The sequence below is a fragment of the Tundrisphaera lichenicola genome (genome assembly GCF_051175385.1).
GTDB lineage: Bacteria > Planctomycetota > Planctomycetia > Isosphaerales > Isosphaeraceae > Tundrisphaera > Tundrisphaera lichenicola.
Window position 1 is genome coordinate 2,098,318 of the sequence record NZ_CP195106.1, and the last position, 15,527, is coordinate 2,113,844.

At 63.7% G+C, this 15,527-nt stretch carries 9 protein-coding genes and 1 tRNA gene; 3 read left to right on the top strand and 7 right to left on the bottom strand.

The genetic code is table 11. From position 1 onward, the window contains the following. Positions 1 to 49 precede the first annotated feature (49 nt). Entirely contained in the window at positions 50 to 1,600 is a 1,551-nt protein-coding gene (locus P12x_RS08220; protein ID WP_435010381.1) for a hypothetical protein, read from the bottom strand. Between the two features lie 97 nt (positions 1,601 to 1,697). Then, positions 1,698 to 4,199 (bottom strand): type IV pilus assembly protein PilM, encoded by a 2,502-nt coding sequence (gene pilM / locus P12x_RS08225; protein ID WP_435010382.1) that lies wholly within the window; start codon positions 4,197 to 4,199, stop codon positions 1,698 to 1,700. A gap of 410 nt (positions 4,200 to 4,609) precedes the next feature. On the opposite strand from pilM, the gene hrpB reads away from it, so the two are divergent. From hrpB to P12x_RS08240, 3 genes are all read left to right on the top strand, one after another. Beyond that, positions 4,610 to 7,180: an ATP-dependent helicase HrpB gene (hrpB, locus tag P12x_RS08230; RefSeq protein ID WP_435010383.1), complete on the top strand. Its 2,571-nt coding sequence runs from the start codon at positions 4,610 to 4,612 to the stop codon at positions 7,178 to 7,180. 133 nt (positions 7,181 to 7,313) lie between these two features. Beyond that, complete coding sequence (locus P12x_RS08235; protein ID WP_435010384.1) at positions 7,314 to 8,072, top strand: hypothetical protein; 759 nt, start codon at positions 7,314 to 7,316, stop codon at positions 8,070 to 8,072. Between the two features lie 193 nt (positions 8,073 to 8,265). After that, positions 8,266 to 8,493 carry a hypothetical protein gene (locus P12x_RS08240; protein ID WP_435010385.1) on the top strand — a complete coding sequence of 76 codons (228 nt, stop codon included), beginning with the start codon at positions 8,266 to 8,268 and terminating at the stop codon, positions 8,491 to 8,493. Positions 8,494 to 8,568: 75 nt separating this feature from the next. On the opposite strand, the gene P12x_RS08245 is transcribed toward P12x_RS08240, so the two are convergent. From P12x_RS08245 to P12x_RS08265, 5 genes are all read right to left on the bottom strand, one after another. Continuing rightward, a tRNA-Cys gene (locus tag P12x_RS08245) sits at positions 8,569 to 8,639 on the bottom strand. 19 nt (positions 8,640 to 8,658) lie between these two features. Next, complete coding sequence (locus P12x_RS08250) at positions 8,659 to 10,047, bottom strand: DUF1570 domain-containing protein (RefSeq protein ID WP_435010386.1); 1,389 nt, start codon at positions 10,045 to 10,047, stop codon at positions 8,659 to 8,661. A gap of 111 nt (positions 10,048 to 10,158) precedes the next feature. Continuing rightward, positions 10,159 to 11,877: a hypothetical protein gene (locus tag P12x_RS08255; protein ID WP_435010387.1), complete on the bottom strand. Its 1,719-nt coding sequence runs from the start codon at positions 11,875 to 11,877 to the stop codon at positions 10,159 to 10,161. A 13-nt stretch (positions 11,878 to 11,890) separates the two neighbouring features. Continuing rightward, positions 11,891 to 12,865, bottom strand: coding sequence for a hypothetical protein (locus P12x_RS08260; protein ID WP_435010388.1), 975 nt, complete (start codon positions 12,863 to 12,865; stop codon positions 11,891 to 11,893). Positions 12,866 to 12,971: 106 nt separating this feature from the next. Continuing rightward, positions 12,972 to 14,768, bottom strand: a complete 1,797-nt coding sequence (locus P12x_RS08265; RefSeq protein WP_435010389.1) for an adenylate/guanylate cyclase domain-containing protein — start codon at positions 14,766 to 14,768, stop codon at positions 12,972 to 12,974. Positions 14,769 to 15,527 lie beyond the last annotated feature (759 nt).

A 15,527-nucleotide genomic window follows, 5' to 3' on the forward strand; every position in this document is an offset into this window, starting at 1 on the left:
CGGGCGATTCGACCGCCCCCGGTCCGCCGTCTCGATCGTCGATGAGCCATCAAGGCTGCTCGGTCGCGTCATCGGGCGCGGTCGCGGGAGTTGCCTCGGACGTGGACGATTCCTCCTGGCCCGGTGCGGGCGGAGCGTTGTAGAACCGAGCCTGGCCGTAGACCGTCACCTCGATGACGTTATAGTAAACGTCGACCTTGGGGTCCGGGGCCGTCTTGGTCTTCTCGGCTTCTTTCTTCTCATCCTTGCGCTGCTGGGCCTTGTTGACGCTCCGGACGTCGGTGCCCTTCCGGACGGGGGCGATGCCGCCCCGGCCGCCCATCATCCCGGGCATCATCATGCTCTGCATCTCGCTGCCCCGGCCCATGCCGGACATGCCCGGCATCATCCCGGGCATCATCCCGGGCATGCCGCCCATACCACCTCGGCCCATCATCCGGCTCATCGACGACATCCCGCCCTCGCCTTCCATCCCCGGCATCATCCCGGGCATCATCCCGCCGTAACCCCCCATGCCGAAGCTCATGTTCTCGCCGTAGACCGGCTTGACCACGGGTGCCAGGGGCTTGGCGATTTCGGGCTCGAGGACCTGGATGGCCATCGGCGAATTTTCGAGTCCGATCAGGAAGTCGGCCAGATGGCTCTGGTCGACCAGGACGGTCATCTTGATCGGGAGGATCTTGAACTGCTGATTCTCCTCGACCGGCAGGGAGTAGACGACGTCGGACTTGCCGGCGGCGCCCATCATGCCCCCGCCCATCATGCCCCGCATGGCGGCCATGGATTCCATCCCCGGCCCCATCCCGGGCTCGCTCGCCGATTCATCGGCGACTTCTTCCTCGCCCTCGGGGGCGAGCTTGGGAGCCTCGACGAGTTCGACGGCATTGGCCAGCGAGACCTGGTCCTGGGCGGTCATGGTCCCGACCTCGATCGACTGGATCTGCTTGATGATCGCCCCGTCCCAATCCTTGGCACCGACGCTCTCGTTGACCTTGGCCACCACATCGAGCAAGGCCGTCAGGACCCAGAGCCGCTCCTGCTCGGCCCAGACCTTGCCCAGGTCGGGCGGGGAGTCGATGGTGAACGGGGCCGGCTGGATCAGCATCTTCTCGTCGGGGGCCGCCACGATCCCGGTCCCGTCCTCGGGGTTCCAGGGATTGAAGGTCTTGTAGACCTTGGAGACGAACGCGGGGTAGGCGTCGGTGTAGTCGATCAAGGTCTTCTGGACCCGGCCTCGGTCCACGTTCTCGGGCCATTTCCGGCCCCATTCGCGGAACTGGGTCTCGACGACCTCGGGCCACTGGAGGAGCGGCTCCTGGAGGGCGAAAAGCTTACGCCAGGTGGCGTCGACGTCCTTGTCGAGGACGACCTTCTTCTCCTCGATGATCGGCGCGTATTGATTATTGGGCACGCCGGGCGAGGTGTATTTCTGGATGTCGGTCTGGGCGCTCTTGATCGCCGCTTCCTGGTCCGAGGTCGCCTTGATGATGGCGCCCGAGCCGACGAAATAGCCGATGATCGGCAGGAGCAGGGAGATCCCGAGGGCGATCCAGAACCGATTCTTCACGCACTGCCTGAGGAAGACCTTGACTTGATCCATGGTGGGGAGGGCCTTGGGCGAGGTGATCGGGGCTCGGGGAACGCCGGGCGGCCCGAGGGGCCGCCCGGCGGACATGATGGTGACGCAGCCGCCGGGCTCACTGAGGCGCGGCCGGGGGAGTTGGCGTGGCGGGCGGGGTTGGGTTGGTCCCCGGTGCCGCCCCGGGGGCGACCGGTGCCCCGGGAGCGACCGGTGCCGCCACGGGAGTGCCCGGTGCCGTGGGGGTCGCTGCCGGCACGCCGGCAGCGGCGGCGGCCTCGACCGCCTCGACCGCCTTGATCAGCTTCTGAGAGCCCTCGACCGACTCCTTCTCCAACTGCTGCTCCAGCTTGGTCGGGTCGACGGTCGCGACGGCCCCTTTGTTCTTCTCGTCGCCCTCGGCCGCAATCAGGGCCTCGCGGATCTCCTCGATCGGCTTGGCGGGCTTCTCCTCGGTCGGCGGCTGCCAGACGAACTGGAGCAGGAAGTCGGTCCGGGTCTGCGTCTGGATCTCCTGCTTCTTGGCGGCCCCCCGCATCCCGCCCATCCCTGGCATGCCGCCCATCCGACCCCGCATCATCGACTCCATTCCGGGCATCATCCCGCCGCCCATCCCGGGGGTCATCCCCGGCATCATCCCGGGCATGCCGCCCATTCCACCTCTCATGCTGGACATCATGCCTTCTCGACCGCCCATCATTCCGGGCATCATCCCCGGTTCCATCCCGCCACCTTCACCGGCGGGGGGAGTGGCCCGATCGAGGAGGGTGGCGGCGGAGGCGAGCCCGCTACCGGCGGCCCCCTGTCCGGAGGTCCAGTTCTTGTCCGTGGCGTACCAGGTCATCGCGACGTGGCTGATCCCCTTGGCCCGGAGGTCGGCGGCCTGGAGCCGGGGTAGGACCTTCAAGTAGATGTAGTTGTAAGGCCCGAACGAGGTCCGCTTGTCGGGGGGGAGGTTCCGCTCCTCGGCCGTGGTGGCCGTCGGGTTGTAGTGATGGCAGAGAATCTGGACGATCCACCCTTCTCCCGCCGGCGGTTCCTTGCGGTCGAGCGGGTGGAGGGTCCGCTTGAAGGTCTCGGAAAGGTTGTCGTACCACTCCGTGGCCACGTCCATCCGGTAGACCGGCTTGATCTTGTCGATGTGGACCCGGAGCTTGTCGATCACCAGGACATTGTTCGGATTCGATGGGTCGAGATGATACTCGGCGACCGGGTCGGGGAAGCTGCTGTTGATCAGCTTGAGGAACTTGGGCCAGGTGGCCTTCTGATCGTCGGAGATGATCAGGTCTTTCCCCTCCTTCGCCTTGGCCTCCCACGCTCCCTTGGCCGTGGTGAAGTCGGTGGCGAACTTCGAGCCCTTCGAGCTGACGCTCTTGGCCCGGTCGACCGCCTGCTTGAACGGCTCGTTGACGACCTTGGCGTACGCCTTGTAATCGCCGAGGAACTTCGCCGAGAAGGCCAGCATCACCAGGGCCGAGGCGGCCAGGGCCCACGGCTTCTTCCGGCGGATCAGGCGGACCTTCTCGACCTCGGGCGGGAGGAGGTTGGTCCGGAGCTGACTCCTGCCGAGCCCTTGCAGGGCCAGGCCATAGGAGACGGCGAAAGAAGGCAGGTTCTCGACGAACTGCGGGGCACCCTTGACCTCATCGCCGGTCAGCTTGTTGAAGTCTTCCAGCTTCTCCACGTCCAGGCCGTTGAGGTTCTGCTGGAGGAACTTCTGGAGCCCCGGCAGCTTGAACCCGTTGCCCAAGCCGACGACCTTGATGATCTTCGCTTGCCGGTTCACGCTTGAGTAGAAGCCGATCGACCGATTGACCTCGCTGGCGAAATCGTTGAAGATCCCGCGCATCGCGGTGAAGACGGCCTTGGGATCGGGGGCCTTGGTGGCGTTCCGCTTCAGGTGCTCGGCCTTGGCGAAGGTGAGCTTCAGTTCCTTGGTCAGGGCCCGGGTGAAGTGGTTGCCGCCGATCGGCACGTTCCGCTGCCAGATCCGGGTCCCGTCGCTGATGATCAGGTCGGTATTGTCGGCACCGATGTCGAGCAGGACGATCGAGCCCTTGAGGTCGGTCCCCTTGAGCTGGTCGAAGGTGACATAGTTGTAGAGCGAGATCGGCCCCATCTGGACGATGTCGATCTCGATCCCGGCGTTCCGGAACGGCTGGATGGCGCGATTGATCTGATCGCGCTTCATCGCGAAGAGGCCGACCTCGACCGTGCTGAACTCCTCCTCTTCGGAGTCGTCGTCGCCGATCTGCTGGTAAGCCCAGACCACCTCTTCGAGGGCGAACGGGATCTGCTGCTTGGCCTCGAACTTGACGATGTCCGGGATCCGCTTCTTCTCGACCGGGGGAAGCTTGATGAACTTCACCAGCCCGGCCTGGCCCGGGACCGCGATGGCGACCTTGCAACCCTTCAGGTCGTTACGATCGAGGAAGGTCCCGAGGGCCTCGGAGACCAGGGCCTCGGGGTCGGCATCCGGCTGGCTGAGGATCTTGGGATACTCGACGAAGTCGAACGCCTCGGCGATGACGGAGTCGGGCGAGTCGCCCGGCACGAGTTTGAGCGCCTTGAGGGCGGCCTGACCGATATCGAGCGCCCAGACGGCCTGGTTCTTCGCCATACGAGTTGTCTCCTGAGGGGCCGGGGCGGGCCAGAAAAAGGCCGTCCGGACGTCCGATCGAGCCAACGATATCAGAGCCATGGCGGGGGATGAGCCGATGAGAAACCGGCCGGCCGGGGAGGCCACCCACCATTTCGGAGGAATCACGCTAGCACAGGAATCCGCCCGATGTCCAACACCGACTTCACGTCCGATTCGAGCGTCATCTCATTCGACGACGACCGGGCCCGAAAAGTTCCCGGTCTAATCATCAATTGGGGGGCCGCTGCGTCCCGAACTCCGAAGACGAGAGGACTCGTGGCGGATTTCCCGCGGAATTGCACTATCTTATCATACGCTTGGGCGATCGGGTGCGTTCGCGACAACGCCTGGCTGTCGACTCTCGGAAACACCCCCCACTTCGAGGCCTCATGATCCGACTGCCGATCGATCCCTCGCTCCCCGAGATCGTCCGGAAGGTCCGCGAAACTCGGTCGCTGGTCCTGGTCGCCCCCCCGGGGTCCGGAAAGACGACCCGCGTCCCGCCCGCGCTGATCGAGGCGGGGCTGCTCGCGCCGGATCATCCGGCCCTGGTCCTCTTGCAACCCCGAAGGGTCGCCGCGCGGGCCTCGGCCGGGCGCATCGCCGAGGAAAATGGCTGGGTCCTCGGCGAGGAGGTCGGCTATCAGATCCGGTTCGAGCGGCGGATCGGGCCGAGGACCCGGATCCGGGTCGTGACCGAGGGGATCTTGAATCGGCAGCTCCTCAACGACCCCTTCCTCGAAGGGGTCGGCGCGGTCGTCCTGGACGAGTTCCATGAGCGGAGTCTGCACACCGACCTGGCCATCGCCCTCTTGCGTGAGGTCCGCGAGTCGGTCCGTGATGATCTGATCCTGGTGGTGATGTCGGCTACGATGGAGGCCGAGCCGGTCGCGCGATTTCTCGGTGGTGCGCCGATTCTCCGGGTCGAGGGACGGACTTTTCCCGTCGAGATTCGCTATCGAGGCTCTTCAACCGACCCGCTCCCGGCCCGAGTCGCCTCGGCGATCGAGCAGGCCATCGAGGAGGATCGGGAACCGGGCGACGTCCTGGCCTTCCTCCCCGGGGTCGAGGAGATTCGCAAGACAGGCCGGGAGCTGGCCCCCTGGGCGGCCCGCGAGGGAGTCCTGGTCCTCCCGCTCCACGGATCGTTGTCGGCCGAGGAGCAGGACCGGGCGCTTCGGCCCTCGGAATTCCGGAAGGTGATCCTGGCCACCAACATCGCCGAGACTTCGCTGACCATCGACGGCGTGGCCACGGTCATCGACGGCGGTCAGGCCCGTTTCGCCAGCTACGACCCGGCCCGGGGGCTTGACCGCCTGGAACTGGGCCGGATCAGCCGGGCCTCGGCCGACCAGCGGGCCGGTCGAGCGGGTCGGACCCGCCCCGGGCGATGTGTCCGGCTCTGGTCGGAGCGGGAGCAACGGGGCCTCCCCGAGGCGGATATTCCCGAGATCCGCCGGGTCGACCTCGCCTCGACCGTCCTGGCGCTGCACGCCTGGGGGAATCCCGACCCCTCGCGATTCGGATGGTATGAGCCTCCCGAACCCGAGGCGATGAAGGCGGCCGAGGAGTTGCTCGCGATGCTCGGGGCACTCGGAGGGGCAGGGGGGGCGATCACCCCGATGGGGCGGAGCCTGCTCGACCTGCCGACCCACCCGCGACTCGCGAGGCTTTTGATCGAGTCGGCCAGACTCGGCGCCCTCCACCAGGGGGCCTCGCTGGCCGCCCTGATGTCCGAGAAGGACATCCTGACCCGGAGCTTCGGACGCGAGGCTCGCACCGAAGTTCACGCCGACTCCGATCTCCTGCTCCGACTCGACCGGCTCGAAGAGGCGGATCGGTCGCGGTTCTCGCCCGGGCTTCGCGATCGAGGGATTGATCCGGCCGCGGCCCGCCAGGTCGCCCGGGTTCGCGATGATCTCCTTCGATCGGCCCGAAAACTGCCCGGGGCCTCGGGGCGAGACCCGTCCGGGTTCGACGAGGAGACACTCCTGAAGTTGATTTTGCTCGCCTATCCCGACCGGGTGGCCCGCCGAAGGGGGGGCGACGCTTCGACCGGCGTGATGGTGGGAGGTCGGGGAGTTCGTCTCGACCCCGAATCGGTGGTCCGAGACTCGGAACTGTTCCTGGCGCTCGACCCTCGGGACGATCGCCGGGCGGGAACCCGAGAGGCCCGCGTCCGGATCGCCAGCGCGATTCGTCCGGAGTGGCTCGAAGAGCTGTTTCCGGGGTCGGTCCGCCGGGAGCGGCTCGTCGAGTTCGACGAGGAGCGGCGGCGCGTGGTGGGAGTCTCCTTGCAGGTTTATCGAGACCTGACGCTTCGAGAGGACCGGAATGCGCCGGTCGAGGCGGAGGCGGCATCCAGGACACTGGCCGAGGCGCTAACCCCTCGGGCCCGCTCGATCTTCGAGGAAGATGAGGCGTCCTCCCTCTGGCTGGCCCGCCTGGGGCTGGCCCGACGGATGATGCCCGAGGCCGGTTGGCCCGATTTCGAGGAAGAGGACTGGGCCGAACTGATCGCCCAGGCGACCCAGGGGCGTCGGGCCGAGGAGGAGGTACGCCGAGGCCCACTCGTCGGCCTGCTCAAGGGACGACTGGACTTCGCCGAGAACCGAAGGCTCGACGAGCAGGCCCCCGAATCGTTATTGGTTCCGAGCGGGAATCGGATCAAACTCCAGTATCCGTCGGGCGAGGGCTCGCCAGTCCTGGCCGTCCGGCTCCAGGAGTTATTCGGCTGGGCCGAAACTCCCCGGATCGCCGGAGGGCGCGTGCCGGTTGTCGTCCACCTCCTGGGGCCGAATTATCGCCCTGTGCAGATCACCAACGATCTTCGAAGCTTCTGGGCCGGCGCCTATTTCCAGGTTCGCAAGGATCTGCGGGCCCGCTATCCCAAGCATTCCTGGCCCGAGGACCCGCTCACCGCCCGACCGGAGTCGAAGGGGGGGCGACGCTCGAGTTGAAGGAAGTCGTCCGCCCCGCCGCCTTGATCCAGGCAGCCCCTCGGGCCGAATTTCGGAAGAAGGATGCTAAGCCACGCCACGACTCGCGGAACATGACTCCCGGTGAGCAACCGATTTAATACCGGGGGAATTCATGGGTGATTGGGACGTTATCAACGATTTCGCGAAGCTTCGATCCCGGAAGATTCGCCCGATCGACCTTGTGCCGACCTCCGGGGGGACCTTGCCTGCCTTCGTCGGTCAGGTCGTCCCCGTGGGCTCGAAGGTCGCGGTCGGCAGCTTCCTCCTGGTCCGGCCGATCCAGGTCCTGGGATCCGAATCCGAACAGGCCTCGGGAAGTTTTTCCGTCGAACCGGGCGACTCGGTGCCCGTTTTCCTCATCGGACCGGGAACTCCCTCGACGGGCGAAAACCTCATCTGCCGATTCGTCGATCACCGTTGGGTCGCCGAACGTCAGAAGGTCCGGACCGGTTCCTCGACCTTCGGGACCATCCCCAACTGCAGTTGTAACACGATCCCTGCGACGCTCTCGATGATTTCGCCCGATCCCAATTGTAACTATCGGATGTTCCAATCCTGCACGCTTCAGTATGGGCCGACTCCGCCGGTGTTCGCCCCGCTGAATCTTGGCGTTAACTCATTTCTGAGCACGCAGGACTTTCCCGACCCCGTGGCGGGAAACGCGCGATTTTATTACTACCTCACCTGCCAGTACAACCAGATTTCGCTCACAAGGGTCTATCAGAACTCGCCTTTCGGAAGCCCTTATCGGGATGGTGTGCTTTACACCTGGTTGGTTGGGAACGTGGGGAACTCCTGCTCCCCCTTCAAACTTTCCAAAGGCCAGGCTTTTCCGGGAAGCGACCTCGGTTGCTCGGTGACGCTCGGTTGAATTCGAACGCTCGATCCACGCCAAATTGCCGAGTGACCGAACCATGCATGAGCCTCTCCAGTCGCCAGGAACCTGGGATGGGATTTGTCCCAATATCCCGGGAATGCCCTGTTCGGCCAGTCCTTGTCCCGGGATATCGGACTCGGAGGTTTGTCGGTACCTCGATCGATTGAGGGCCTGGCGATCGCTCGGGATGCAAGAGCAGGTGGCCCGGCTTTCCGAATCCCGACCGCAGCTCAACTCGGCCCTCCGCGACGCGGTGAACCAATGCCCCGAGCGTGGTCCGATCCTCCCGATATCGCTCCAGGACGATTGTGGTTGCCAGGGGCGTGAGCGATCCGAATGCCGGGCCGGAAAGGGAACCTCGCCCGGCCGGGTCACGCTTCGCGAATGCCTGGATTGCCAGGGGAGTCGGGCTTGATGCGGAACGGAAGTGAGATCAGTCCGCATACCAATGAAGAACCCCCGACGGAGCCGGGGGCATCAATTCATCGAGAGGCGCCGGGCGGATTCGAACCGCCGATGGAGGTTTTGCAGACCTCTGCCTTGCCACTTGGCTACGGCGCCCGGTGTTGAGCAAATGATCTTAGTGCCCGGCGACCGGTCGAGCAAGCCGACTTTCCGTAGTGTTCGCTCCGGGGCGTTTCATTTCGAGGGGTGTTTCCAGTCCATCCAGATATTCACGCCAGGCCCGTTCCATTTCGACAAGATCGGGTCCGAACGCAGCCCGGAAGGCGTCGATAGCCCGATCGGGACGGACGGAGGTGCCGGGCGAGGGGGAACGTAGCAGGTCGAGAAAGACCCGAAACTGATCCGGACGGGTCTTCCGGAGGAAAAACACGAGGGCCCAGGACTCCGCGTATCCGTCGCGGCGATATCCGCTGGTCATCCCGACATCGTGGAGCAGGGGGGCCAGCCGGGGCCTCGGGCGGATCGTCCGCCAGTCCGGGAGCCTCAGGTCATGGACCCGACCGACGCCGGCCCATCGGCCACCGCGGACCACCTCGAATTGCGCGGCAAAGCCCTCGTGAAGCCAGTTGGGGAAATCGTCGAGCCGGGGTGTCAGGCCGCCAGAGACGGCCAGTTGGTGAATCGTCTCGTGGGCCGCGATTCCCAGGTCGGTCGCCCGCCATTCGAGATCGAGCAGGAGTTCCTGACGGGCCAACTCGGATTCCGACTCGCCCTCCTTGCGTCGATTCGCGATCGCACGTCGACCTGAACGTTGAGCCTGACTACTCCGGGTGTCGTAGGCGACGACTAGTCGCAAGATGGGGTGATAGTACCCCTGAGTTTCGAGGAAGGGCTCGGCCTCAGACCTGGTGAGGAAGGCCCGATAATCGACCCGGTCGTGAAACCAGAGCGAAACGATTCGCTCGCGAAGGGGGTCCAGTTCGATCCCCTGGGCGGCCAGGCTCAGATAGAACGTCGAGACGACCTGCTCCAGCAGATCGAGTCGTTCTCGGGCTTCGGCGTCCGCTCCCTGGTGGAGCAAGAGGACGTGATCGCCCCGAAGCTCCCGGAATCGGAGGGCCCGTAATCGAGCCTGCAGTGGCTTCAAATCAGGGTCGGGGCAGGGGAGGGCAAGCTGGTCGAGCGCGGCAAGGGCACGACGGGTTGGCCCATGACTCGATCCGTCGTTCCGATCCTCCTGGAGGATTGTGATGGCCTTCGACGTTTGCCCGTCTTCCAGGGACCGCCAGAAGCTCGCGAATCGCGACTCGGGGGTGCCGTGGGTGGTTGGGTTAACGGGCGAGCCCGACGCCTCGACCCCCGAGTCGGGATCGGGGAGAATCGCGAGAAAATCCCGGAGCGGGAATGTTTGGGGACCCATCGGCGTGTCGAGTCGGACCGAGTCGCCCTCGACGACCGCGGGCAGTTGAGCCTGGCCACCTCGAGTGAAGTAGACAAGCTCACCCCTGGCGACAGCTCCGATCGCCAGGAGAGCGAGGAGACCGACGGCTCGCCCCGACTTCATCGACAATGCTCCCTCGGTCAAGTCGGCTCGGCCCTTGATGGGCCAGAGCCGACAGGTCTACCTGGGGAGAGTCGGATTCGAGCAAGCGGAACGACAGCGAGAGAGGAGAGTTCAGGGTTCCGGCGTTAGATCCGGGGACATCGAACTGCCGGATTTCGCGCCGACCCCGAGAAGAAACTGTTCGACCTCTCGCTTCTGAGAGGCATTCTCGGCCGAGGCGCCTACCCCTTCTAGGGCGTGGTCGCCGTTGTGGTACGTGTGGCACTCGGTACAGTCGAAGGCGACTCCGCCCGTCGGACTCGCGCTCGAGCCGGACCAGGGAAGCCACCCAGCTCCCGAGTTCGCGGGGCTGTGGCACTTCCGGCAGTTTTCGATCTCGGGGACCAGGACGTCCTTGCTGGAGATCGACGGGGCGAGGGCTCCCTTGGTCGGCTTCGTGAGATCCTTCTCGATGGGATTCCCCGAAGGATCCATCGCATAAGATCGAGCGTGGCAATCTCGACAGGAAACGCCCCGGTGCGCCGAGTGATCGAACTGGGCGTGGGTGAACCAGACCGTGGGCACGTTGGTTGGCACAACCCGGCTCGGTACGAGACTTTCGGGCTCCTTGACCAGCTCATGGCATTCGGCGCAATTTTGTCGGGAATGGGCCAGATTGTTGAGATCGGGTCCTGGCTGATCCCCGAAGAGTACTTTTTCGGCCGAGATGACGGACTCGTCGAAGGCCTTCCGAGCTTCCGGTTCGACCGGACGCTTGCCCGGCAAGGAGACCGCCGGCATGAACTTCTCGAACAGCTTCGGGTCATTCTCGAAAAGCTGGGCCGCATAGGTCTTCTTCAGGAAATCGACGACGATCTGGGGTTGGACTCCGTGAGGTGCTCGGATTTCGGGCGTCCTGGGGTCGAAATTCAGATCGTGGCAGGCGCGGCACTGGGTCTCGAAATTGACGGGCTGGTAATACTTTCCGTCGCTCCGGACCGGCGTGGTCCAGGCCGCGACCGATGGGTCGGTTCCGGCTTTCAGGTCGGACGCCTCTAGCACGTGGCAAGAATTGCAATCCAGGGTAACCGGCTCGTCGGGCGACTTGCCGTATCGAGGACGTTCCGAGGCGACCGGGATCTGGCCGACGGTGTATTTGGTGTTTTCCGGCCGGGAGACGATCCCGGGGGTCATGTGCAGGGCGTGGTTGAACTTGAGCCCACCCCGATCCTGGAGCGTCTTGTCGGTGTTCCGGATCGCGCCATCGGGGATGAACGGAGGGTGATCCCGATCGAAGCTGGTGATCGCGTCGGCGAACGACCGCGATCCCTCCGGCTTCTTCGATGTATCGACGAATTGCTCGAGAGACGAGTGACAGCGAGTGCATTCGAGGTCGTCGAGCTTGACCAGGGAGGCCTCTCGCCCCCGATGATCCCGGTGACACTCGGCACAGCTCCGGACGTCCGAGGCGCGAATGGTTTCGTGATGAGCGGGACCGGCGTGGCAGGACATGCAAAGCTTGTCGCTCGTCCGAGAGGCGGAGTCCGATTTCGAGGCCAGCAAGGGACGCCCGTCGATCGGCTCGAAGGGAACATGGCACGCTTCGCACTTGTTGTCCCAGGCGGCGTGGACCTTGGCCAGGGTCCCGTGGTTGGCCCTGAGGTCGAGGACCGAGGAGGCCGGTCCCGAAGATCGAGTCCAATCGATCCCTGACGCTCCCCAGCCCAGTGCCAGGAGCAACGCCAGCGCCGAGAACTTGAGCTTGGTGCGCTGGAGAGCATCGGGCTTCTTGAAGTAGTCCTTGGGGACTTTCTTCCAGCGGTCCTTGCCGGTCTCACGAATCGTAGGCATGGATCGTGGTGCCTCAGCGATATTTAAAAGCGACCCAGACGTGGAAGAACATCAGGACCACGAGCCCGATGGACAGGGGGAGATGAATCCAAAGCCAGCTATGCAACCACCAATGGAGTCGGTCCTGGCGATCGAGCTGCCTTCGTTGATCGCAGAGGTTCTTCAGGATGTCGATCGTTTCGTAGGTCGCCGGATTGAGCTTGTTCTTCAGCTCAAGAAAAATCGCGTCAGCCTTGTTGGATAAGGCGAGGGGCGATTTCGACAGTTTTCCGTCGACGATGTAGGGGGCAATGATCGACTTAAAAACCTCGCGAAGAGGTTCCGAGCCAGGGACGGCGGCCTGGGGTACTCGGGTAAGCAAAACCTTCCCCTGGACGCTACCAACCGTCTGAACCGCCCCGATTGTCTGGTGCGATACGGGGGCTCCTTGCTCGACGTCCTCGATATCATCCTCGTCCGCCTCCTCGCCCGGGGCCGGGCCACAGGTCGAACGGATCAAACGCTGGGCATCCTCGAGCATGAAGTGAACCATCCGGCCGATCTGCGAATGGATCGTCTCGGCGGGGACCTGGTTGAGTATCCGGGACGGCAGGATTTGCTGGAGTAGCAGCCCCCAGACCCCGCTGGCGATCACTGCCAGGAATAGGATCATCAAGACCGTGCTGAGCGAGCCACCCCATCGAAATCCGCTATGGAGGACCAGCAAGGGGACCGTCAACAGCCCGAGCCAGATATGAGCGATCATCCAGGTCTGAGCTCGGCCGATCCGCCAGGCCCGGACCTTCTTGCGGCCCCAGAGGGCGAATTCGAACAGGATCAGCAATCCGCCCGCGACCCCGAAGACGATCCCCGGCCGACTCCCGCCGCCGGGCCACTTCGAGGATCCCAGGCTGGAGAACAAATACCAGCCGATCGATAGGGCCGTCGTGGCGAGCACGAAGACGATCCAAGGGCGATGCCTGGAGAAATTCTTCCGATCAATGAGCACGCGACAACCCCCAAGATCCTCATCGATCCCGACCCGAAGTGCCAAGGGCCAGTTGAACCTTAAACAGCGGGCTGGGGTGTGTCAACGAAGCGGTGCAAGTTGACGCTTAATTCTTCTGGTGGAGCGGGATGACCCCGTCCCAGCCCTCCGGAGGGATCCTCCCATGCTGGGCGATGAAGACGGTCAGGAAGTCCTTGACCTGATCCTCGGGAGGGACCCGGGAGAGGTACGAGAGCGACTCCGACCATTGACCGCGTTGGAGCGAATCCAGGGCCGACTCGTAGGACCGGATGTGCTCATCGGTCAGTTCGGGCCGATCGTTCAACGGAGGGAGGAGTTCCGTGACCTCATGGGGGGTCTCCAGGCCGTAAGGCTTGATCACGGCCAGGCGGCGGAATCGGCCCTGATCCGGCGAGACTTGCTGGCGGGCCAATCGGGCCGTGGTCTCGTCGATGAGGATCGGCGCGTGAAGAAATTTCGTCATCCCTTCGAGTCGCGATGCAAGGTTGACGACCGGACCGAATACGCTCACCTTGACCTGATCGATGGTCCCGATCTTTCCCGCGACGGCGACCCCGCTGGCGATACCGATCCCCATGCGGAAATTGGCCAGGGGGTGGCCCTTGCGCGCGGCGTTGGCCTCGAACTGGGTCCGAATCTCCAGGGCGGCCAGGCAGGCTCGCTTGGCCGAGTCGCCTTGATCGATCGGCCAACCCCAAAACCCCATCGCGGCGTCGCCCTGGAAATCACCGATCACTCCGCCATGTCCCATGATCTGATAGGTCATCACCCGGAGGGCCTTGCTGACCCGCTCCAGGAGTCCTAGTAGATCGTGGGAGTTTCTCTCGGATTCCCGGGAGAACCCGCGGAGGTCGCAGAAGAGCACCGAAACCTCGACCTGCCTCGGCGCGAGCACGATCTCGGGATCGTCATCGGCCAGGCGATCGATCACCACCGGGGAGAAAAACTGGCTGAAGACGGCCTGTTTCCTCTGAAGTCGCCGGACCTGCCGGAGTGCCGCCAGGATCGAAGCCACCAGCTCGGTGAACTTGAGATCGGCCAGGAGATCCGGCGATTCGCTCGATGGGTGAGCCCACTCTCCAACACGGAAATCGAATCGTCCGAAAGCATAGATTCCCCAACCGCCCGCCATCTCGCCAACCACGGGTGTGCAATAGGCCCAGTCGACCCCGCCCGTCATCGTGAAGTCCGGGGACTGCTCCAGGTCGCCCGCACCGTTCCAGATGCAGGAAACACTCTGCTTCCGCTTCATCGACTCCAAAATTAGCTGACTACTCGGACGGAATCCCCCCGCCTGATTCGGCCTTCGACGGTCCCAGTGAAGGACCTCAACGGATGGTCGATCACTCGATTCATGCTCGACCGAGACGAGGGCGATTCCGTCGGCCCGGGGGATGCCTGCCAGGAGCATGTTGACCAGTCGGACGAATAACTCTTGATCGTCATCGGCGCCGGAAATCAGGTTCGGTAGCCTGCTGAGTACGTCAATCCGATGGTCGGCATCGCGGTAACGGGCCGACTGGATTTCCTGATAGGCATAACTTCGCTGCTCGATTGGCGCGGGGGGCTCCGGGGCGAGTTCATAAGACTCGTCGGCCAGGGTGAAGGTGGTTTCCCCGATCACGAAGTGTTCGCCTGGTCGGAGGCTGAACAGATTCGACTCAAGCCCTCGGACCGTAATCGCGTTGCGTGCCGAGGGCAGGCGGCGAACCTCGAGAACTTTCTCGACCAGCCGAACCTCGGCGTGCTGCCGGGAGACCTTCTTATCCCAGGGGACGGAAAGACTGCCGACACCTCGACCAAGGAGAAGCCACTCGCCCGAGACCAACGGACGTCTCCAACGATGCTGCGGCTCATTACCTTGCGCGATCAGGTCGGCCACTCAGATCATCCTTTGAAGGCATGCGACATCGGTCATCACCGACCCTCCGAGTCAGTCTATCATCTTAGGCCGGTCGGAGGATCGCTCACAAGCGCTCAATCGAGTCCCCTCGATCGTTCTCGATTTGACGAGGATGATCACGACCGAAAACCTGGACTAAATTCGGAGCCAGGACTTATCTGAGTGAAAGCTTCGATCGGGGTCCGTTTTTCGTCATCAAATCCAACGTCCGATAATGGGTCTTATGTTCGGATTCGGTGGTCCGGAGTCACGAAAAGTGAATTTGGGCTGGTGCTGTCGATCGTCTGAGGGCACCATGGCATCCCCCATTCGATCATCGAATGTTGGATTTTCCGTTGGTGGTCACGATTCGACGCGAAATGACGTAGTGGTTTGGATGAATGCCGCCGGAGAGTGGCATCAACGAACCTAGGCTAGATGGGTTTTTGAAATGCTTGAGGTCCTGTTCTTCACGTTTTCCTCGCTGTTCCTGGTCGCCTGCTGGTCGACGCGCCGAATTCGGGCCGATAGGTCGAAGAACTCGACACCGGCGCAAAGTCCATTGGATGATCGCTCGAGTACGGTTTCCTCCGAGGATGAGCGGCTGTTCTGGGGCTGGAACTCTTCCTTCCAGACTCGTTAAGATGCGGCCTTGTTTTCGGCGAGTCTCATGGGATCGACGGAAGTTGGATCGCTTCTTCAGGTTGAGTTGCGATCCATTCTCTACTCGAAGGCCGGAATCATCTTTCTGGCCGGTCT